Below are 19,859 nucleotides of genomic sequence, written 5' to 3'. Positions count from 1 at the left end.
CGCACCGGCGGCGCAGGTGCGAGGCTCCTCGCGAAGATCGACGACGGTGAGGTGCGGGTGAACGCTCTGGCGCGCGGCGGCGGGATGCTCGTCGTCATTCTGGTGGTGGTCGGCGGGACGGCCGGGATCGGCGCGGCCGTCGGGCTCGGCAGGACGATGATCCTGGCTGGGCTGACCGCCCTCTTCTGCTTCATCGCGGCGAACGGCGGACCGCTGCGGCCCGACCTGCGGCTGCTGGCGGCGTTCGCGCCCGCGGTGATCATCGGCGCGGCCGGGCCGCGGCTGCTCGGCCAGGTCTCGGTGGTGGCCGCGGTGGCGCTGCTGGTGCTGGTGGTGTTCGTGTCCGCGCTGCTGCCGGCGCTGGGCCAGCGGTTCGTGACGGTCGGGCTCGGCCTGGGCATGGCGTCGGTGTTCGGCTACGGCTTCCAGCTGACCGGCTCGGCGAGCACCGCGCAGATCATCGGGGCGCCCGCGCTCGCGGTGGCCGTCGTGTTCGTGCTGCGGCTGCTGATGGGCCTCGGCGACCCGGGCAAGCCGACCCGCGCCGCGCTCGCCGACGCGCTGGCCGGCCCGGATTCCGACAGCGCCGAGCGCGTGACCCGGCTCTGGCTGGCCGACCGGCCGCGCAGGTGGCAGGCCCGGGTGCTCGGCGCGGGCCTGCGCGCCCACGGCACCGCCGCGGTGCTGGGCGACCGGCTCCGCGCGCTGGACCCGGAACCGGCCGAAGCGGTCACGGCCGTGCTCGCCGCGGCCAAGGAGGAGCTGGCGCGGATCGCCGAAGCCGTCCGCGAGAAGAACGCCCCGGCCGAACTCGCCCCGGTCACCCGCGTCGAGCCGGCCGTGGAGCTGCCGGGCGAGACGCGCCGGCTGATCGACGAGCTGTGGGCCGCGATCGAGGCCGTGCACGCGGCGGTCGCCGTCCGGGACGAGTCCACTGTGGACTTCCCGCGCCACCTCGTCGAGGAGGCCGTGCGGCACGAGGCGGCGGGCGCGCTGTCGTGGCGCTCGGCCCAGCTGCGGCACGCGGTCCGGTGCGCGCTGGGCATGCTGGTCGCGGTGATCGTGGCGAGCCTGCGGCCCGGCGACCCGCTCACCGTGTCGTTCCTGATGACCACGTACGCGATCATGCAGCCGGAGTGGCGCGACACCCTGTCGAAGGCCTGGCAGCGGTGCGCGGGCGCGGTGGCCGGCGCCGTGGTGCTCGCGCTGGTGCTGTGGCTGCTGCCGCATTCCGCGCTGCTGCCGATCGGGCTCGTCGCGCTGCTCGCCGGATTCCCGTTCATGCAGACGAAACCCATGGTGTTCAACGGGTGCATCGTGCTGATGAGCGTCGGGGTGAACGCGACCACGCGGCATCTCGACGCGGTGTCGGTGCTCCTGGAGTACCTCCTGCTGGTGCTGCTGGCCGTGGTGATCGGCCTGCTGTTCGGCTTCGCCGCCGTGCCCGGGGTGCCGAAGCCGTCGGTGGCGCAGCGGTTCGCCGACGCCACGGCCGCGATGGGCGAGCTGCTCGCCACCGTCGCGTCCCGGCTGCGCGGCGAGCCACCGGCGCAGCGGGAGCTGGGCCTGCGGTTCCGCGCCGCCGCGCGCACGCACCAGGACCTGCTCAGCCCGGAAGCGGGCAGCCGTAACCCTGACGACGCCCAGCGCGAGGCCCTCGACGAGGCGGCCGACGGGCTGCGCGGGCTCGCGTCGTCCGCGGGTGCCATGCTGCGCGGCGGCTCGGCCGAGCTGGCCGCGTTCGCCGAAGGCGCCGCCCGGGCACTGGCCGACGGGAGTGTGCCGCCTGCCCTCCCGGACCCGGCGGACGACGAGCAGCGCCTGGTGGCGGACCTGATCCTCGCCGACGTCCTGCGGGTGCAGCACGCGCGGCCGGTGCTCGCCCCTTCGGCTTAGCCGGTTCCTGCCAGCGGGGACCGGTCCCGGCTCCGGTGCTTACTGTTGATCTGTGACGGAAGAGGGAACGGTCCACCTGGGCCCGTACGCGCTCGAGTCGATGATCGGCGCCGGCGGCATGGGCGAGGTCTGGCGGGCGCGCGACACCGAGCACGACGACCGGCTCGTCGCGCTCAAGCTGCTGCCCTCCGGGCTCGCGCTCGACCCGGCGTTCCGGGCGCGGTTCCGCCGTGAGTCGACGCTCGCCGCGGCGCTGCGCGGCCCGCACGTGGTGCCCATCCACCGCTACGGCGAGGTCGACGGGCGGCTGTACCTCGACATGGAGCTGGTCGGCGGCCGGGATCTGTCCACTGTGCTCACTGAAGACGGGCCGCTGCCGCCCGCGCGCGGCCGCGGTGGTGGAGCAGCTGGCCGGCGTGCTCGACCTGGCCCACGCCGACGGGCTCGTGCACCGCGACCTCAAACCGTCCAATGTGCGCGTGCTCGACGACGATTTCGTGTACCTGTTCGACTTCGGCATCGCGAGCCGGCCGGACCTCACCGCGACCGGCGGCTCCCGGGTCACCGGGACGCCGGACTACATGGCGCCCGAACAGTTCGAGAGCGGCCCGGTCGACCACCGCGCCGACGTCTACTCGCTGGCGTGCCTGTTCTACACCTGCCTCACCGGCCGGCCGCCGTTCGCCACGGGCAGCTTGCCCGAAGCGATGCGCGCCCACCTCGACCAGCCGCCGCCCCGGCCCGCCGCCGAGCACCCGTTCCTGCCGCCTGGGTTCGACACCGTGGTTGCTACCGGGATGGCGAAACGGCCCGAAAACCGTTACGCCACAGCGGGTGCGCTTGCGGCGGCGGTGCGGGCGGCACTGGCTGGGACCGTGGCGCCGACGGTGGGCGGGCCCGGGGCGGTGCCGCCGGTTGGCGGACTTCAGCCCACCCGCAGGGACGGATTCGCGCCGGTAGGCGGTTTCGGGCCTGAGAATGCTGGCGGGTCCGGGCGCAGTCGGCTTCGCGTCGCCGCGGTAGTCGCCGTGGTGCTGGTGCTGGGCGGCGGGATCACGGCCGCCGCGGTGGCCGGGCGTTCACCACAACTGGCGGGTACGGCCATGGCGGTCGCGCCGGGGTCGGCCTCCGGAACGCCGTCCGCGGGATCACCGGTCGCGAAGCCGAAGCTCGCGGTCCTGCCGCCGCTGCCCGCTGGGACCGTCAGCAGCGTTCCGGTGGGACAGGCGCCGTTCGGGCTGGCCGTGGCGCCGGACGGGCGCCGGGTCTACGTCGCGGACGAGGGTGGCGGCACCGTCAGCGTCGTCGATGCGGCCACGAGCGCCCGCGTCGCGACGATTCCGATGTCGGGCAACCCGTCCGGCGTGGCCTTCACGCCCTCCGGCGACGCGGTGTGGATCGCTGTGCCGCAGGGATTGCAGGAGATCGATCCCGCGACGGCCACCATCCGCCGGACCGTGCCGCTGCAGGCCCGCGCGTACTCGATGGCGATCTCCGCCGGCGGCCGATTCGGCTACACGGCGTTGGAGCGCGACGGGCTGGTGGTGGAGGTCGACCTGCGCGCCGGCGTGGTCACCCGGCGGTACCCAGTCACCTCGCCGGGTTTCGTCGCACTGTCGCCGGACGGGACCACCCTCGCCGTGACCAGTTTCGACGACTCGAACCTGGTCCTGCTCGACCGCGCCGACGGGCACCTCGTGGCCACCGTTCCGTTGGGCGGCGCGGCTTTCTCACCGACGTACAGCCCGGACGGGCGGCAGCTATACGTCGCCGAAGCCGACCGGCCCCAGGCGGATCTGGTCGACGTCGCTTCGCACAGCGTCACCGGGTCCGTCACGTTCGACAAGCCGGCCGTCAACGTCGCTTTCACGCCGGACGGCAAGACCGCCTACGCCCACGGCGAGGGCAACGTGCTGACGATCATCGACGTCGCGACCGGCAAAGCACGCGGCACCCTGCCGGTGACGGCGGACAACTCGGCGTCGGTCGCGCTCGCGCCGGACGGGAGCCGCGCGTACGTGGTCGACCAGGATCGCGGCGTGCTGCTCGTGGCGGCGCTGCCCGCGGGCAAGTGACTCAGGCGACGTACACGTGCACGCCGAGCCCAGCCAGCTGGCGCCGTTGTTCTTCGGGGGCCGACTCGTCGGTGACGATGGCGCCGAGGTCGCCCGCGGCGCACACGTGCGCGAGGGCGGCGTGGCCCCATTTCGAGCCGTCCGCCGCGAGGATCGACCGGCGTGAAACGGCGAGCGCCTGCTGCTTGACCTCGGCGTCGCTGAGGTCGAACGCGGTCAGGCCCGCGTCGAGGCTGAAGGCACAAGCGCCGAGCACGGCCACGTCGAACCGCAGCGACCGCATTGACGCCAGCGCCAGGGGGCCGGCCAGCGCCAGCTCACCGGGGCGCGGCTCGCCGCCGGGCAGCAGGATTCGAACATTCGGCGCGTCAACGAGTGCGAGTGCGGCGTGCAGCGATAGCGGCATCACCGTCACCGGCCGGTCGCGCAGCCACTTCGCGACCTCCAACGCCGTGGTGCCGCTGTCCAGGAGCACGGTTTCGCCGTCGGAGATCATCGACGCCACCAGCGCGGCGATCGACTGCTTGGTGTCGGCGCTGGTGGCCAGCCGCGCGTCGAATGGCGGCTCGACCCCCGTCGGCACCACCGGAACGGCGCCGCCGTGCACCCGCCGCAGCACGCCGTGTGCGGCCAGCACGTCGAGGTCCCGCCGCACGGTCATCTCCGACGCGCCGGTCGCCTGCGCGAGCTCGGCCACCGCCACCTGCGCGGATCCCCGCAGCCGCTCGACGATGACCTGCCGGCGTTCAGCACTTCTCATGCGCTTAGTTTCGCACGTCGGGATGGTCGTTCGCACACGCCCGGTGTGCTAACGCCCAGTCCAGCTCTCGCGGAGGAACCGCACCGCTTGCGCGACCAGCTCGGGCGAGGAGAACTCCGGACCGGCGTGGTCGGCGCCCGGGACGACGATCAGCGACGCGGGCACGCCGGCCGCGGCCAGCCCGTCGCGCAGCCGTTCGCTCTGGCGCAGGCCGATGCGGTGGTCGTCGTCGCCGTGCATGATCAGAAACGGCGGCGCGCCCGGGCGGGCCAGCCGGAGCGGGTCCGCCGAGGCAGGCGGGACCTCCCCGAAGAACTGGGCCGCGATGCCGTCGAGCGCGCGCAAATCCTCTTCGGTGTTGTCGTGCGCGTCTTCTCGCAGCCGGGCCGGGTCGGCTAGAGCGTGTCTGCTAATTGCGGGCGCGGTGGTGGATGAGCGTGCATGCGAGCAGGAGGCCGCCGAGGTAGGTGGTGGCGTACTTGTCGTAGCGGGTAGCGATAGCGCGCCACTGTTTGAGTCGGCCGAAGCCGCGTTCGACGGTGTTGCGGTCCTTGTAGGTCTCGGCGTCGAACGCGGGTGGTCGTCCACCGGCTGATCCCTTGGCCTTGCGGCGTTTCTCCTGGTCGGTTCGCTCCGGGATCGTGTGGGCGATCTTCTTTGCCCGCAGGTAAGTGCGGGTGCTGGGATGGGAGTACGCCTTGTCCGCCAGCAACCGGAACGCCTCGGTGTCACCTCGCCGATGCGCCGCCAGCAGCGGCTTGAGATACGGGTTGTCACCGGCCTGGCCGGGCGAGAGCAATACCGTCAACGGACAGCAGAACCGGTCGGTCAGTGCGTGAATCTTGGTGCTCATCCCACCGCGGGAACGGCCCAGCGCGTGGTCGGCTGGTTCGCGGGCCAGATTCGTGTCATTCGATCGAGCCCCCTGCGTGGGCATCGTGCAGCGCGCCAGCCGAATGCTGATGCGCACGAGCGATGGTGGAATCGATCGACAGCAGATTGCGTAACTGTTCATCACGCTCGGGAGCAGCCGCCCGCACCGCGGCGAACATCCGCACATACGTTCCATCGTCAGACCAGCGGCGATGCCGCTCCCAGACCGACTGCCACGCCCCGAAATGATCGGGGACGTCCCGCCACGGAGATCCCGTGCGATAGCGCCAGACGATCCCTTCCAGCGTCAACCGATGGTCATTCCACGGGCGTCCCTGATGCCCGCCCGCCGGCAACACCGGCGCGATCAACGCCCACAACCCGTCAGAAATCTCGTCCGCGCGCAACACCTACAGAGCATCCCGCACCAACCTACCGATCTTTAGCAGACACGCTCTAGTCCGTAGTGGTCGACGACCGCGGACAGCATGGGGGAGTGGTCCCGGTGCTCGCCGAATTCCCGCCCCAGCGCCGTTTCCCCGGCCAAAGCCGCCATGGTCATCAGGTAGCCGCCCGCGGAACTGCCCCAGCCGGCGACCCGCGCGGGGTCGAGGCCGAATCGCGGGGCGGCCGCGCGCACCCACCGGATCGCCGCCCGGAGGTCCTCGACCGGCTCCGGGAACGGCACCTCCCCGGCCAGCCGGTAGGCCACCGACGCGACCGCGATCCCTTGCACGGGAAGTGAAGTCCACGGCCCGAGCGCCGGGATCCCGCCGACGAAGCTGCCGCCGTGCGCGTACACCACCACCGGGTGCGGGCCGGGCGAGCCGGCGGGCACATGCAGGTCCAGCCGCAGCGGCCGCCAGCCGATCATCGTCGCGTAGGCCAGGTTGAGGTGGCTGAGCGCGCCCGGCAGCGCGGCCACGGCATGCGGTTCGGTGAGCGCCCGCGGTGCCATGGCCGCGTAATCCTGCGGTGGCAGGAGTTCCGACGGATGGGGCATCAGAACTTCACGTAGTCGGAGAGGATCGGGAACTTCCCCGCGAGCTCGTAGTCGCCGATGAGCGCGTTCTTCACGTCGAGCGAGTCGTGTGAGCCGAAAGTTCTGGCGTTGCGCCAAAAGCGGTCGAACCGGTAGCGGTTGGACGTGCTGCGCGCGCCGGTGAGGTCGTGCAGCCGCGAGGACACGTCGAGGCCCGCACGGGTGCTGGCCACTTTCGAACGGAACCCGCGGATGCCCATCTCGCCGGCGTCCACGGGCGGATCGGCCAGCTCGGCGGCGGTGGCCACCATCAGCGCCCGGCCCGCGGCCAGCTCGCTCGACATCTCGCCGAGCTGCCGGTGGATCAGCGGGTCGGCGGACGCCGAGCCGAACCTCGGCATGCTCGGCCGGTCCAGCTCGCGCAGGTAGCCGACGGCCGCCTCGAACGCGCCTTCGCCGATGCCCTGCAGGATCGCCGCGTGCAGCAGCATCACCGCGCACAGGAAGTACGGGTCCGGCTCGTGCGACGCGAAGTGCCAGCCGTCGGGCACGAACACGTCGCGGTAGACGATGGTCTGGCTGAAAGTGCCGCGCTGGCCCATGTTGTCCCAGTCGCCGCGGGCCTCGAGCGCGGGGTCGTCGAGCCGGATCAGCGCGTGGTGGCGGGCGCTCGCGCCGTCCGGGCCGGCCAGCGCGAAGCTGACGCAGGCCAGGTCGCGGCCGCCGCCCCCGCTGTCGGTGTTGAACGTCTTGGTGCCGCTGACCACCAGGCCGCCGTCCACCCGGCGCCCGGTCACCGGGCCGGTGCCGCCGGTCTCGGCGTTCGACGCGACGAACCGGCGCCCCTCGTGCATCAGCTCGCCGGCCAGCTGCCGCTTGGTCCCGGCGTCGAGGTCCGAGCCGTACAGCTCGCGCGCGACCAGCGCGGTGGTGGCCCAGCACTGGCCGGTGGAGCCGTCGGCCGCGGCGATCTCCGTGATCGCCTCGACGGTCTCGCGCCAGCCGCCGTACAGGCCGCCTTCCCACAGCCCGCCGAACTCGGCCGGCACGCTGATCCGGTGCAGCCCGGCCTCGCCGAGCAGGCGCATGTTCTCCGTGGGGTCGGCGCCCTCGGCGTCGATGCGTACGGCGTCCTTGGCCAGCAGCGGCCGCAGCTCGCGGGCCCGTTCCACGACCTCGCGCCCGGTCCGCGGCAGTGCGCCGGTCATCGGATCTCCCCGCGGTCGTTGAACACCCACGGCTCGGACTCGGCCCTCGGCGACTTCTCCAGCAGCTCCACCACGTAATGCGTCACAGTGTCCTCCCCGATGTTGCGGATCCGGTGCGGTGTCAGGGGTTCGCGGTGCCCGACCGTCCGGTAGAGCACGAAGCCGGGCCGGGCCTCCTGGGTCAGGCCCCACTCCTGGTCGCCCAGCTCCTGTGCCTGCGCGAGGCCGGCTTCGGGCCAGAGCACCACGTGGTCGTGGTGGTGCTGGTGGAAGTCGAACAGCTGGCCGGGGGCGAGCGTCATGGACCAGACGCGCACCCGGTCGTTCTCGAAGATCAGGGTGTCGCCGGGATTCCCGGGATAGTCGGGCACGCGAGTCTCCTTCCACCTGGGCAGGTCGGGACCGTTCCGTCCCGACGAACTGTAGGCGGGACGGGACGGTGCTGTCCAGTGCTAACATCGCCGCCCATGCCGGAAATCAAGCGCCGAACCCCCACGGGCGCCGCCGTCCTTCGGCAGGACCTGACGGAGTCCATCGTCGAGGCCGTCCTGGACGAGCTGGCGGCGAAGGGCTACCAGTCCCTGTCGATGGACGCCGTCGCGCGCCGCGCCGGCGTGGGCAAGAGCGCGCTGTACCGGCGCTGGCCGTCGAAGCTGGAAATGACCGTCAGCACCTTCGCGGAGCTGGGCGTGCCGATGGCGTCGATCCCCGACACCGGCTCCTTCCGCGGCGACCTGCGCGCCGTCCTCGACGCGGTCCTGGACTGGCTCGGCGACCCCCGCATCGGCCCGATCTTCACCGATTTGCTCGGCGTCGCCCGCACCAACGCATCCCTGGCGCGGGGCCTCACCGACGACATCGCCGCCCCCCGCCGCGCCCTGGGCAACGAGGTCCTCGACCGAGCCGTCGCCCGCGGCGAAGTCCCCCCGGACATCAACCGCGAACTGGCCCTGGACGTCTTCGCCGCCCCGATCTTCTGGCGCCTCCACGCCCGCCGCGAACCGGTCACCCCGGAGTACCTGGACCAGGTTGCCGACCTGATGGTCAAGGCCTTCACCTGACGCACAAGGCCGTGCCGCGCAACGCTTTCCGGTCGTCGCCGGGGAGCCCGACCCCGGCGCTCGCGCGGCCGGGCTGATCGCGTAGAGTTTCCGGCAGCCACGCCCCCGTAGCCCAACTGGCAGAGGCAACGGATTCAAAACCCGTCCAGTGTGAGTTCGAATCTCACCGGGGGCACGATATAGAACCCCACAAGCGCTCCCGGGCATCCGCACCGGGTGCTTCTTGCGGGTCCATCTGGTCGCCGATCCTCTCTGCAGTGCCCGTGACCTGGGGTATCTGGTCAGCGGGCAAGGTGACGGTCAGTGTTGCACGATTTCCTTCTTCGTGGACCTGGATGTGCAGCTGAACCACCTCGAAGAGCGCGCGAAGCAAGTCCGCCGGGGCCTGGATCAGGTTGACGGCGAGGTAAGGCAGCGAGTCCAGCAGAGAGACTTCTTCAGCGGTCGGAACCTTTGGGCCTGTGCTGGTCGGCTCGTTCGCCGTGGACAGTTTCGCGGCCAATTCGGCGCGCTGGACTTCCAGCTCGTTGTACCGGCTGCGGAGAGCCTTGGTGAACGCGTCGTCGGGGTCGCCGTCCATGGCTTGCTGGAGGACGGAGTTCTGCTTCTTCGACAGGTCGTCCATGGCCTGAACCAGCCGCGCGCCTCGGGCCTCGTTCTCCCGAGCCTCGTGGTCGTCGACGGCCGCCAGCTGCGCTTCGAGGATGGAGCGTCGTTCGAGGCCGAAGACGCGGTCCGCCAAGAAGCCGGTGGCAGCGTCCAGAAGTGCGTCCTCGCGGAGGTAGAGGGTCTTCGGGTGGCCGTTGTACTTGTCCGGCCTGCCGCGGTTGTTGCTTGGCCGGCACAGGTAGTAGGTACGGCCGTGCCGGGGCTCGCCGACCATGCGACGGCCGCAGGGGCAGAAGACCATGGCGCGGAACGCGTAGGTCCGGCGTGTCTGGGGGTGGCGGTTGGGCTCTGCGCTGATCCTGGAGCGCCGTCTGGCGCCGCGGCGCGCGGTGAGTTCGTCATACATCCACTTCGGGATCAGCGGCTCGTGGGCCGGCTCGCGCGACCAGACCCATTTGATGGGATCGTTCACCTTGCCTCGGCGTGAGCGGGTGGCGCGCCGGTTGTAGACCTGGTAGCCGGTGTACTTCGGGTTCCGCAGGATGTCGCTGACGCTGGAACTGCTCCAGCTGCCGCGTGCCCGCGTCTTCCCTGGTGGCGTCGGCGGCGGGAACTTGGCCAGGTCGGCGTTGAGCAGATCGGCGATGGTGTCGACGCCGAGTGAGTCGTAGTAGGCCCACGAGGCCATCTGGGTGACGGTCTCTCCGCACGGCCCGTCGGGCTCGAGCCGGGTCTTCGTCGTGCCCTTCGCAGCTTTCGACGGGTTGGGATGGCGGTAGGTCTTGGCCTTGTAGCCGTAGCACGGTTTGCCGATGTTCCAGCCTTCGCGGAGGTGGGTACAGAGGCCGCCCCAGAACTGCTCGAGGGTGTTGAGGACCTCGTACTCGGCAACGGACTGGTTGAGGCGGCGCTGGAGGATCCGCTGGGCTCGGCTGCCCGAGACGCTGATGGTCTCGTTCGCGGCGAAGAGCGAGACTTCGCAGCGTTCGAGGTCTCGTTCGACCGAGAGGCCCTCGTAGGCGCGTCGGGCGACACGCGCGATGCTCTCGCAGATCACTACGTCGAACCGCCGGTCGGGCTGGGCGGCCTCGGAGAGCAGGTCGGCGATCCCGCCGTCGCGGGCGATCGGGATGTCGAACCGGTCGTAGTGCCCACCGCGACCGCGCTGGTCCAGTTCCATGCGGCCGGACTCGACGTCGTAGAAGTGTGCGACGACGACCCAGGATTGGGGCAAGGCGGTCTTGGCGTTGCCGAGCTGGCGCATGAGGGACTGGCGGGGGTCCTGCTGATCCTCGGTGGATGTGCGCCCGAGGAAGGCGACTCGGACTTCGTCCCGGAGCAAGGCGAGGGGCATGCCCAGCGGCGAGACAGCGTGATCCGAGAGCCCAGACGGGCCCGAGACCGCGACGGTTCCGGTGCCTGTGCGGAGCCGGTCGAACGACGGGGCCGGCGGATTTACGACCAAGCCTTCGGGTGAATTCATGACGGCTACGCATCCTTGGTGGGATCGACAATGGTGGCGTCAGCGGCCCAGCGCAAGAGGTCCGCTGACGCTTGAGCAAGCTTTGAACGCAGTCTTTCCGCGCTTGCTCCATGAATGAGCTCGACATGTCCCGTGTAGTGCCAGGTTTCGTTACGTGAGCGCTGTTGATCGTAGCACCAAGATTGTCGCTTCTCCCGCGGCCGGCTTTCGTCCGCGATGTCTCGCGAACGCTAGTCAGGAACCGTTGAGGTGGGAGTCTCGTGCTTCTCCACCAGGCTGTTCTCGGTCTCGTCCACTTGCTCTCCCCGCCCCGAGACCTCTGTCGGGACCATCGAGACGATGTGCGAGACCAGTCTCGTCGGTCTCGCAGATCACCGGGACAGAGGTTTTCCGAGACAGGCTGAGGAGAAGACGAATAGATTCATGGGGAATCCGGTGCTGCAATAGTCGACCAGTAGCTCCGGTAGTAGCTGCCCTTGAGTTCTCCCCGGGAATTCATCCGCGCATGTGTCACTTGTGGTCTATTCAGGTGAAGTTGAGCTTGCCCACGGCGCGGAGCAAGGAACGGATACAGGAGGTGGGCAAGGAGGCCTTCCGAAACTCGTGGCGATCTTGTCGTCGCGTCGGAAGGAGCGGTCATGGCCGCCCACAGCTTCACGTCTCCCAGTTCGTCGAGTCCGGTCACTGCGTTGCAGGGGCAGCTTCGTCGCCCAGCGTCCCGTCGACGATTTGATCTTGCCTTGCAAGCCTGGGCTGCTCAAGATCCGGATCTCGACGGTATAGACGGGTCCGAGGGGTTTTATGCGGTGCTGGCCACCCGCGAGTACGCGCATCACGATGCGGTCCTCTTCGCCCTCCTTCGCCGGGCAGGCGTGCTCGGCAGCGAGGGCGTGACGGCGGCGGAGATCGTGGTGAGCGCGATGTTGCCGGCGGTCCCGGGGATCACGGGGCGGGTGATCCGCGCGAGCCGGGCCGCGGTGGGGTCGTTCGGCGCGCGCCGGGGTGTGCCCGGGGGCGGGGTGTCGGCGAGCGAGAACAACGCCGACATCCAGGCTTCGGTGATCGGGCATTTGTGGGAGCAGGTTCGCTGCTATCCGTTGCGACGGAGGCACCACGTCGCGGCAAATCTGGTGCGGGAGACGCAGCGGGCTGCGCTGCGAGCGCTCGGAGTTGATTACGCGCAGGCGGCCGCGGATGTGGCCAGCATCGACGCGGAGGGATTCCGCGGGCCTCTGACCCAGCCGGAGGCGGAGATGGATGCCTCGGAGGAGTTCCTGGAGCTGTTGTCGTGGGCGGTGGAGCAGAACTATCTGGACGAGCAGGCGATCACGCTCCTGGTGACCCGGTATTTCGGAGATCCGATGGGGCGTGATGGGGTGGCGACGGATCGGCAGGTGGGGGAGTTGCTCGGGGTGAGTCAGCCGACGGTGACGCGCCGCCGCAACCGCGCAATGGAGCAGTTGGCTGTGGCCGCGCGGGAATTTCCCGGTTGCGGGTTGCCGTGGGCTGCCTGAATCAAATCGGCGCGGGCATCCCGTGTCTGAGGCTGTCGGTACTGCTGTTTCCGCAGGTTGGAGTGCTCGTGACTGGACTTTGTGCTGTTCTCGATTCCGGGGAGGCGACGGATGAGGTTCCCCCCGAACAGTGGACAGGTCTTCAAGCAGCTTTCGCTGTGTCTGTCAGGGACTGCTCGTAGCAGACAGGGCTGAGCATTCCGATTGCGGAGTGACGCCTTTTATTGTTGTATCGTTCGATCCATTTGTCAACCGCAGCAACGAGTTCTGTCTTGGTGGCAAAGGTATGGCGGTAATAGTATTCGTGTTTGAACGTCGACCAGAACGATTCTGCGGGGCTGTTGTCCCAGCAGATCCCGGTGTCGCCCATCGACCGTTGCAGGTCGTGGCGGGCGCAGGCTGCGGCGGTCAGCGCCGCAGTGAACTCGCCGCCACGATCGGAATGCAGCACCGTGCCGGCGACGCTGCGGCCGCGGCAGGCGACGGCGGCGTCGATGGCCTGGCCGACCATGTCCGCACCGATATGGTCGGCGACGACATGCCCGAGCACGCGGCGAGAGTGCCCTTCCCGGATTGCGCACAAGTACATGTCGCCCTCACCGCAGGTGAGATAGGTGATGTCGGTGAACCAGACGGCATCCAGCCGGCCTTGGTCGAAGTGTCGCCGCACCCGATCCGGCGGGAATGAGGCGGTCGGATCGGCGACGGTGGTGCGGACCTTGAACGTGCGTGGGCTGATGCCCTCGATCCCGATCTCGGCCATGATCGCCGCGACAGTCTTCTCGTTCACCGTCTCGCCGCGGTCCCGCAGCTCGGCGGTGACCCGCGGGGGACCCATAGGTGCCGTCGGACTCGGCATTCACGTCCAGGATCTTCACCGCCAGATCGGCGCGGCGCTCCTGCCGCGGCGTCGGCACCGTCGCCGCGGCGCGTTTCACGTACGCGTAGTAGCCCGATGTCGAGACCTCCAGCAGCCGCGCCATGCGCAGCACCGAGAACCGCGTGCCCTGCGGTGCGGTGGTGCCGCCCGTCTCGGCGCGCTGGTCGGGGCCGGCGTACTTGGCCATCAGAGCGAACCGTGCGGATTCTTCTGCATCGCGGCAAAGTACGCCGAAGCTTTACCAGGAAGGCATTGTCCTTCTCCAGCTCGCCGACCTGCCGTCGTAGCCGCTGTAGTTCGGCCCGCTCAGCCGTCTCCAGCGGTGCGTCCCCGTGGACCTCGGCGGCGGCGATCCTGCGCCGCTCGTCCTTGACCCAGTAACTCAACATTCCTGCGTCGATCCCCAGTTCGCGGGCAACCGCAGCGATCGTGCGCTCGGAATCGATCACACGATGCGCAGCCTCGACCTTGAACTCGGCCGTGTACGACCAACGCTTGCGAGGAGGCATATGGACATCCTTCCAACAGAACCAAGGTCCTGCTAACTCGGTGTCCACTCCCGGGGGGGGGGGGGGACCTCAAGGCTTCCTGGAACCTTTCGACATGCGTCACCGGACGACGGACCGAAGCCGGGCCGCTGTTTACGGCCACGTGCCGGGACGGCCAAGGCGCTTGCGTACCGCTTTGCCGGTGCCCGGCGGAAAGCCGTGTCGGGTGAGCCGGACCTCGGCCAGCTCGTCGGCGCTGGTCACGGTGAGAAAAAGGGTGAGCAGCAGGCTCAGCACGAGCGCCGCCAGTACCACCGGCACCGGCACCGGCACCGGCACCGGCACCAGCACCAGGGTGTAGAAGGTGAGGACGAGGAACGCCGCGACGAGCCAGGGCAGTGCTTCGGCGAGGATCCGCAAGGTGAATCGCAGCAGCCAGGTCTTCGCGGTGGCGTCGTGCAGCACCCATTCACGGTAACGCGGGGGAAGGCGACCGCCGTAGACATACCGCAGCCACCTGAACGGGCCAGGACGTTTGCTCTCCACAGGAATGGGTGCCCCGGTCGCCGGCCGGTGAACCGCCAGTCTTCCTCCTCGCTGAGGTTTACTCGGCACTCGAACGGGTAGGACCGGCATAGCGCCATTGCCGGCGGCGAATACGGAGGAGCGTTATGGGATACCGGCAGCCCGAGTGCGGACCGGCCGAGGCAGGGCCCGCCGTGGACGCCGGTCCCGACTTGGCCGCGGCGCTGAAGGCGGCAGACCGCGGCGCGGCGCCGGCCGAGCGGGGGCAGCTCGTGCGGGTTGTGATCGAAGCGGTTCCCGACGCCGTTCCGGGGGTGTTGTCGGTCAGCTTGACAGCTTGGGACAGCCGGTGTTTCCGCACACTCGCCGCGAGCGACCGTACTGCCGCGAGTCTGGACGAGAGTCAGTACACGGCCGATCGCGGTCCTTGCGTGGACGCGGCCCGTGAAGGGCGGCGGACGTTGGTCGTGGACCTGGCGGACGCGGCCGCTGCCTTCGGTGACGTGGCCGAGGGCAGCCAAGTTCATTCGGTGCTGTCGATCCCGCTCGTGGGCCATGTCGGCCAGGCCGGGCCCAACTATTACGCCGCCGGTCCCACCGCGTTCGAAGGGGACTGGCGGAGGCGAGACTCGATCTGTTCGGCCGCACCGTGGCCGCACTGCGCCGCGGTCGTCCGGCCGGGGCGGCCCGCCCTCATGCCCGGCTCGAAGCCGCGCTGGCTCGGCGGGCCGTGCTCGAGAGTGCCGCCGCGGTGCTGGCCGAGCGGGAAGGAACCACCGTGGAAGAAGCTGTGCGGAAACTGTCGATCACAGCTGCCCGCCAACGCGTCACCATGGCGACGGCGGCGCGTGAGGTGCTCGGAAGGGACTCCGATGCCTGAACTAGGCTTGTACGAAGGCTATCGGGACTCCGGGCTGAGCCCCTTCGAGCTATGGGCGGAATACGTCGCGATCGGCGGGGTCGCGGAGGAGCTGGAAGTCGAGGCTTACGCGCTCGGCGTGCTCCGGCCGGACGACCACGAGCACAACATGATCGCCCAGGCACTCAACGAGGTGTTCCTGGACCGCGGCCTCGATCATCCCGTCGGCTATCACCGCTTGCCCCGCTGAGCCTGCGCGCGGAGCTGATTCGGCCCGCATCCCATTGCGGCACCGGGCGCTGCGGTATCAGCGGATCCGGCCGTCGGCCGAGGAGTCGTCCTGGCGCTGGCGGTGGCAAGCGGTGCACACCATCGTCTGGCCGATGGCGGCGCCGTCATCGCCGACGAGCCGCGCGACGTGCAGCGCGGTGTAGCCGCAGTTTTCGCAGGGCAGGGCGGCACTCTGCGGATCGAGAAGGAGCCGGGCGTTCATTGGTGGCGGCGGTAAGCAGGGTGGCCCCGCCGTCCGATACGCGGTGACTTCCCTCGGCGGTGACCGAAGTCCCTGCGAATAAGGCGAACTGGTCTGAGCGTGTGTCCGCAGTGTCCATGGGTACCCGGCCGGGACCAGGAGGAAGGAGGCTGAACATGACCGCAGCCAGGGAAATCATGAGCACGGGCGTCAGCTGCGTCGCCGAGTCCGATACGGTGCTGGACATGGCCAGGCTGATGGCGTCGGACGGCATCGGCGCCGTGCCGGTGTGTGGCGAGGACGGGCGCCTCAAGGGGATGGTCACCGACCGGGACATCGTGGTGAAGGTCCTCGCGGAGGGCAAGGACCCGCGGGCCCTGCACGCCTCCGAGCTGGCGCAGGGGGAGGCCGTGACGATCGGCGCGGACGACGACGCCGAGGAGATCATGCGCACCATGGCGAGTCACCGGGGCCGGCGCCTTCCGGCTCACTCCGGACGGCGGTCGCGCGCGGTACGGGGATCAGCCGACCACGACGGTGTATCGGGACGGGGGGAACAGCTCGCCGATCACCGGGTACCCGGGCCTTTCGGCCGCGACGAGCAGGCCGCCCGAGGTCTGGGCGTCGGCCAGGAGCAGGGCTTCGTCTTCGGTGATGCGGGTGAGGTCGGTGTGCGGGCGGACCCAGTCGAGGTTGCGGCCGTCTCGACGGTCAGTGAGCCTCGATCGCCGCTCGGGCCAGGGCCAGCTCCTCACGGGATTCGATCGCCAGTACCGGGACCGCCGCGTCGGCCGGACTGATCACGGCGTCGTGCTCACGGCCGGTGGCCAGGCCGCCGTGGATGCCGAGCACGCCGAGTCCGTCCGCGATGGCCTCGGCGACTTCCGGCTGGTCCCAGCCGATGTCACCGGTGAAGACGAGGGCGTCCACGCGGTCGAGGCTCGCCGCCATGGCCGCCAGTTCGCGGCGCGCGCGGTGCTCGAAGACCGCGAGGGCGAAGCGGGCCTGTTCACCGTCGTCGCGCACGAGGTCGCGGGTGTCGTCCGAGGTGCCGGAAAGGCCCAGCAGCCCGGAGCGGTGGTAGAGGCCGTCTTCCAGCTCTGCGGCGTCCAGGTGGCCTTCGCGCAGCAGCCACAGCAGCATCCCGGGGTCGACGGTGCCGGACCGCCTGGCCATCATCGTGCCCTCCAGCGGGGTGAAGCCCATGGAGGTGTCGACGCTGCGCCCGCCCGCAACCGCGGTCACCGAGCAGCCACCGGACAGATGGGCCACCAGCAGGTTCAGCCCCTCGGCCGGGCGGCTGAGCAGCTCGGCGGCACGGCGGACGGCCCAGGCGAACGACCAGCCGTGGAAGCCGTAGCGGCGCAGGCCCCAGCGGTCCCGCCACTGCCGCGGCACCGCGTAGGCGCGCGCCACCTCCGGCAGGTCGCGGTGGAACGCGGTGTCCGGGCACACGACGTGCCGCGCGTCGGGCAGCAGCCGGGTCAGCCGGTCCAGCAGGGCCTCGGTGGCGGGGACATGTTCCGGAGCCAGGGAACGGGCGGCGGCCACCGTTTCGCGGACCTGGCGGCTCACCACGGCCGGCGCTACGAGACCCGGGCCGCCATGGACGAGCCGATGCGCCACCACATCGACCGCCCCGCAGCGGTCTACGAATGGCTCCACGTCGGCTTCCTGCGGCGGTTGGCCGATCTCCTCGGAGTCCGGCACCTGCCCGGTGGCCGCGTCCACGAGGTGCAGGCGCAGGCTGCCCGAACCGGGGTTGACCGTGAGCACCCTCATCCGCGCCACCGCCAGCCGGTGATCTCCTCCGGGTCCTGACCGTCGCGATAGGACCGGGCGAGCAGCGCATCGCGCTCGCGCACCAGCTCGCGGGCCAGGTCGCCGCCCGCCGACGCCCAGCCGCGGGCGCGCCGCACGGCGTCGGCGGCGAGGTCGTGGCGGGTCATCCGATTGCTCGCCAAGAGGTCGAACGGGGTCGTGGTGGTGCCCTCCTCGAGGTAGCCGTGCACGTGGAAGCGCTGGGCAGTCGGACGCCCGTGCAGCACCTCGTGCACGGCCGAGGGATAGCCGTGGAAGGCGAACACCACCGGCACGTCCTCGCCGAAGCACTCGGCGAACGACTCGTCCGCCAGCCCGTTCGGGTGGCGGTCCGGCGGGCAGAGCGAGAGCAGGTCGACCACGTTCACCACTCGCAGCTTCAGCCCCGGCGCGCGGTCACGCAGCAACTCGGCGGCGGCGACGGCTTCGATGGTGGGCGTGGTCCCCGCGCAGGCCAGCACCACGTCGGCCGGGCCGTCGGTGGTGCCCGCCCACGGCCAGGCCGCGGCTCCGGCTCGGCAGTACGCCACGGCTTCCTCGCGCGAGAGCCACTGTGGGCCGTTCTGCTTCCCGGCGACGACGACGTTGATCAGGCCGGTCGAGGACAGGCAGCGATGCATGGTCTCCAGCAGGGTGTTCGCGTCCGGCGGCAGGTAGATCCGCGCCGTGTCGGCCTTCTTGGTCAGCATCTGGTTGAGGAAACCCGGGCCCTGGTGGCTGTAACCGTTGTGGTCCTGGCGCCAGCCGTCACTGCTGAGCAGGTAGTTGAGGCTGGCCACCGGCGCCCGCCACGGGACCTCACCGGACATCTTGAGGAACTTGGCGTACTGGTTCACCATGCTGTCCACAATGGACACAAATGCCTCGTAGCACGGGAACAGGCCGTGCCGTCCGGTGAGCAGGTAGCCCTCCAGCCAGCCCTGGCAGAGGTGTTCCGAAAGGACTTCCAGCACCCGCCCGTGGCGCGCGAGGTGCTCGCTGTGGCCGGGGACGTCGCGGTCGAACTGCCGTGCGGTCACCTCCAGCAGCGCACCGAGCTTGTTGGACTCCAGCTCGTCCGGGCACACCACGCGGAACGTCTCCGGTGCGGCGCGGGCCAGCTCGGCGAGCCAGCCTCCCAGCACTTCGGGTGCGCTCGCGTCCGCCCCGCCCGGACGGTCGACGCCGACCGCGAACTTCCCGGTGTCCGGTAGCGGCAGATCCTGGCGGAGCAGCCCGCCGTTCGCCTGCGGGACGCGGCCGAGCCTCAGCTCCGGTTCAGGTGGGACCGTGAGCAGATCGGGCGCGGGGACGCCGTTCTCGTCGAACAGCTCTTCGGGATGGTAGGAGCGCAGCCACCGCTCCAGTGCGGCGAGCTGTTCGGGGTCCTCGGTGGCGTCCGGGAACGGCACCTGGTGGGAGTGGAAGGTACCCGCCAGCGGTGTGCCGTCGGGCGCGCTGGCCGGGAGACCGAAGCCTTTTTCGCTGCGCAGCACGATCATCGGCGGCCGCCCCTCGGTCTGCGCGTGGGCACGGGCGAGCGCGTCGCCGAGCAGGGTGTCCGGGTCGTCGGCGCCGCGGACGTCGACCAGCAGCGGGCTCCAGCCGCAGCCGGTGAAGTAGGCGGTCAGCTCGTCGTCGCCCATGCCCTCGTAGAGCGTGGGGGAGGAGATCTTGTAGCCGTTGAGGTGCAGGATCGGCAGCACCCGGCCGTCGCTCTCACTGGTGAACTTCGGGCTGTGCCACGCGGCGGCGGTCGGGCCGGTTTCGGCCTCTCCGTCGCCGATCACACACGCGACGAGCAGGCCGGGGTCGTCGAAGGCGGCGCCGAACGCCGTGGCGAGCGCGTAACCCAGCTCGCCGCCTTCGTGGATCACGCCCGGCACCTCGGGGGAGAGGTGGCTGGGGAAGCCGCCGGGCCAGGAGAACCGGCGGACGAGTTCGGCGAGCCCGTGGCCGTCGAGGGAGAGGCCGGGGTCGTACTCGGCGTGGGTGCCTTCCAGCCACAGGTTGGCGTGGATCGCGGGCGCGCCGTGTCCGGGGCCGGTGACCAGCAGGGTGCGCTGACCGGTGTGGGTGACGAGGTGGTCGAGCGCCGAGTAGACGAGCGTCAGGCCGGGGCAGGTGCCCCAGTGGCCGAGCGGCCGCGGTTTGAGGTGCTCGGCGCGCAGTGGGTCGGTGAGCAGGACGTTGTCCTTGAGGTGGATCATCGCCGCGGCGAGGTAGTCACCGGCGCGGCGGTAGCGGCGCAGTGTGGCGGTGTCGGGGCCGACGGCCACGGGGAACTCCTTTCGGCTGCGGGCTGGCCCGGCTCACGACCGGGTTTTCCCACCGGGTATCCGCTTTCCGGCTGCTCACACATTCGCTGGTCGTA

Annotated in this window: 18 protein-coding genes, 1 tRNA gene and 4 pseudogenes; 9 read left to right on the top strand and 14 right to left on the bottom strand. The window is 70.4% G+C overall.

What is annotated here, in order from left to right; genetic code table 11:
• Positions 1 to 57 precede the first annotated feature (57 nt).
• On the top strand, positions 58 to 1,896 hold the full coding sequence (locus OG371_RS45575) for an FUSC family protein (protein WP_329063701.1): 1,839 nt from the start codon (positions 58 to 60) through the stop codon (positions 1,894 to 1,896).
• A gap of 395 nt (positions 1,897 to 2,291) precedes the next feature.
• Complete coding sequence (locus tag OG371_RS45570; protein ID WP_329063699.1) at positions 2,292 to 3,971, top strand: protein kinase domain-containing protein; 1,680 nt, start codon at positions 2,292 to 2,294, stop codon at positions 3,969 to 3,971.
• Between the two features lies 1 nt (position 3,972).
• Here OG371_RS45570 and OG371_RS45565 read toward each other — a convergent pair whose 3' ends face one another.
• The 6 genes and pseudogenes from OG371_RS45565 to OG371_RS45540 form a co-directional block, all read right to left on the bottom strand.
• A complete protein-coding gene (locus OG371_RS45565; protein ID WP_329063697.1) occupies positions 3,973 to 4,731 on the bottom strand; it encodes a DeoR/GlpR family DNA-binding transcription regulator in 759 nt (252 codons plus the stop codon).
• A 48-nt stretch (positions 4,732 to 4,779) separates the two neighbouring features.
• Positions 4,780 to 5,076 (bottom strand): alpha/beta hydrolase family protein, encoded by a 297-nt coding sequence (locus OG371_RS45560; protein WP_329063694.1) that lies wholly within the window; start codon positions 5,074 to 5,076, stop codon positions 4,780 to 4,782.
• Positions 5,077 to 5,140: 64 nt separating this feature from the next.
• Positions 5,141 to 6,014 (bottom strand): annotated as a pseudogene (locus OG371_RS45555) (IS5 family transposase).
• Between the two features lie 32 nt (positions 6,015 to 6,046).
• Complete coding sequence (locus OG371_RS45550) at positions 6,047 to 6,607, bottom strand: alpha/beta hydrolase (protein ID WP_329063692.1); 561 nt, start codon at positions 6,605 to 6,607, stop codon at positions 6,047 to 6,049.
• Positions 6,607 to 7,794, bottom strand: coding sequence for an acyl-CoA dehydrogenase family protein (locus OG371_RS45545; protein ID WP_329063690.1), 1,188 nt, complete (start codon positions 7,792 to 7,794; stop codon positions 6,607 to 6,609). The genes OG371_RS45550 and OG371_RS45545 overlap by 1 nt, the downstream gene beginning before the upstream one ends.
• Positions 7,791 to 8,165 (bottom strand): hypothetical protein, encoded by a 375-nt coding sequence (locus tag OG371_RS45540; protein ID WP_329063687.1) that lies wholly within the window; start codon positions 8,163 to 8,165, stop codon positions 7,791 to 7,793. The genes OG371_RS45545 and OG371_RS45540 overlap by 4 nt, the downstream gene beginning before the upstream one ends.
• Before the next feature lie 96 nt (positions 8,166 to 8,261).
• On the opposite strand from OG371_RS45540, the gene OG371_RS45535 reads away from it, so the two are divergent.
• Together OG371_RS45535 and OG371_RS45530 are read left to right on the top strand one after the other, a co-directional pair.
• Positions 8,262 to 8,855, top strand: coding sequence for a TetR/AcrR family transcriptional regulator (locus OG371_RS45535; protein WP_329063685.1), 594 nt, complete (start codon positions 8,262 to 8,264; stop codon positions 8,853 to 8,855).
• 101 nt (positions 8,856 to 8,956) lie between these two features.
• Positions 8,957 to 9,030, top strand: a tRNA-Leu gene (locus OG371_RS45530).
• Here the strand turns inward: OG371_RS45530 and OG371_RS45525 are convergent.
• Positions 9,019 to 10,818, bottom strand: coding sequence for a recombinase family protein (locus OG371_RS45525; RefSeq protein ID WP_329063684.1), 1,800 nt, complete (start codon positions 10,816 to 10,818; stop codon positions 9,019 to 9,021). The genes OG371_RS45530 and OG371_RS45525 overlap by 12 nt on opposite strands.
• Before the next feature lie 767 nt (positions 10,819 to 11,585).
• Between OG371_RS45525 and OG371_RS45520 the strand changes: the two genes are divergently transcribed.
• Positions 11,586 to 12,461 (top strand): hypothetical protein, encoded by an 876-nt coding sequence (locus OG371_RS45520; RefSeq protein ID WP_329063681.1) that lies wholly within the window; start codon positions 11,586 to 11,588, stop codon positions 12,459 to 12,461.
• Positions 12,462 to 12,603: 142 nt separating this feature from the next.
• Here OG371_RS45520 and OG371_RS45515 read toward each other — a convergent pair whose 3' ends face one another.
• Positions 12,604 to 13,299, bottom strand: coding sequence for an IS3 family transposase (locus OG371_RS45515; RefSeq protein WP_329073441.1), 696 nt, complete (start codon positions 13,297 to 13,299; stop codon positions 12,604 to 12,606).
• A gap of 143 nt (positions 13,300 to 13,442) precedes the next feature.
• Here OG371_RS45515 and OG371_RS45510 point away from each other — a divergent pair, with 143 nt between their 5' ends.
• Positions 13,443 to 13,628: a hypothetical protein gene (locus OG371_RS45510; RefSeq protein ID WP_329063679.1), complete on the top strand. Its 186-nt coding sequence runs from the start codon at positions 13,443 to 13,445 to the stop codon at positions 13,626 to 13,628.
• A gap of 45 nt (positions 13,629 to 13,673) precedes the next feature.
• Here the strand turns inward: OG371_RS45510 and OG371_RS47575 are convergent.
• A pseudogene (locus OG371_RS47575) lies at positions 13,674 to 13,850 on the bottom strand (transposase); the annotation flags it as partial.
• 132 nt (positions 13,851 to 13,982) lie between these two features.
• Positions 13,983 to 14,375: a DUF5313 family protein gene (locus OG371_RS45505; protein WP_329063677.1), complete on the bottom strand. Its 393-nt coding sequence runs from the start codon at positions 14,373 to 14,375 to the stop codon at positions 13,983 to 13,985.
• 628 nt (positions 14,376 to 15,003) lie between these two features.
• Here OG371_RS45505 and OG371_RS45500 point away from each other — a divergent pair.
• Both OG371_RS45500 and OG371_RS45495 read left to right on the top strand, forming a co-directional pair.
• Entirely contained in the window at positions 15,004 to 15,234 is a 231-nt protein-coding gene (locus OG371_RS45500; RefSeq protein ID WP_329063675.1) for an ANTAR domain-containing protein, read from the top strand.
• Entirely contained in the window at positions 15,227 to 15,463 is a 237-nt protein-coding gene (locus tag OG371_RS45495) for a hypothetical protein (RefSeq protein ID WP_329063673.1), read from the top strand. Before OG371_RS45500 ends, OG371_RS45495 begins: the two co-directional genes overlap by 8 nt.
• A gap of 57 nt (positions 15,464 to 15,520) precedes the next feature.
• Here the strand turns inward: OG371_RS45495 and OG371_RS45490 are convergent, their stop codons facing one another.
• Positions 15,521 to 15,706 carry a hypothetical protein gene (locus OG371_RS45490; RefSeq protein ID WP_329063670.1) on the bottom strand — a complete coding sequence of 62 codons (186 nt, stop codon included), beginning with the start codon at positions 15,704 to 15,706 and terminating at the stop codon, positions 15,521 to 15,523.
• Positions 15,707 to 15,822: 116 nt separating this feature from the next.
• Here OG371_RS45490 and OG371_RS47570 point away from each other — a divergent pair.
• Positions 15,823 to 16,017 (top strand): annotated as a pseudogene (locus OG371_RS47570) (CBS domain-containing protein); the annotation flags it as partial.
• A gap of 189 nt (positions 16,018 to 16,206) precedes the next feature.
• On the opposite strand, the pseudogene OG371_RS45480 reads toward OG371_RS47570, so the two are convergent.
• The 3 genes and pseudogenes from OG371_RS45480 to OG371_RS45470 form a co-directional block, all read right to left on the bottom strand.
• Positions 16,207 to 16,383: pseudogene (locus OG371_RS45480) on the bottom strand (selenide, water dikinase SelD); the annotation flags it as partial.
• A 13-nt stretch (positions 16,384 to 16,396) separates the two neighbouring features.
• Positions 16,397 to 17,467, bottom strand: coding sequence for an acetate/propionate family kinase (locus OG371_RS45475; RefSeq protein WP_329063668.1), 1,071 nt, complete (start codon positions 17,465 to 17,467; stop codon positions 16,397 to 16,399).
• On the bottom strand, positions 17,464 to 19,764 hold the full coding sequence (locus OG371_RS45470; protein ID WP_329063666.1) for a phosphoketolase family protein: 2,301 nt from the start codon (positions 19,762 to 19,764) through the stop codon (positions 17,464 to 17,466). Before OG371_RS45470 ends, OG371_RS45475 begins: the two co-directional genes overlap by 4 nt.
• Positions 19,765 to 19,859: the final 95 nt, after the last annotated feature.

Source organism: Amycolatopsis sp. NBC_01480 (genome assembly GCF_036227205.1).
Taxonomy (GTDB): domain Bacteria; phylum Actinomycetota; class Actinomycetes; order Mycobacteriales; family Pseudonocardiaceae; genus Amycolatopsis.
This window is presented reverse-complemented; position numbering and strand designations above follow the sequence as displayed.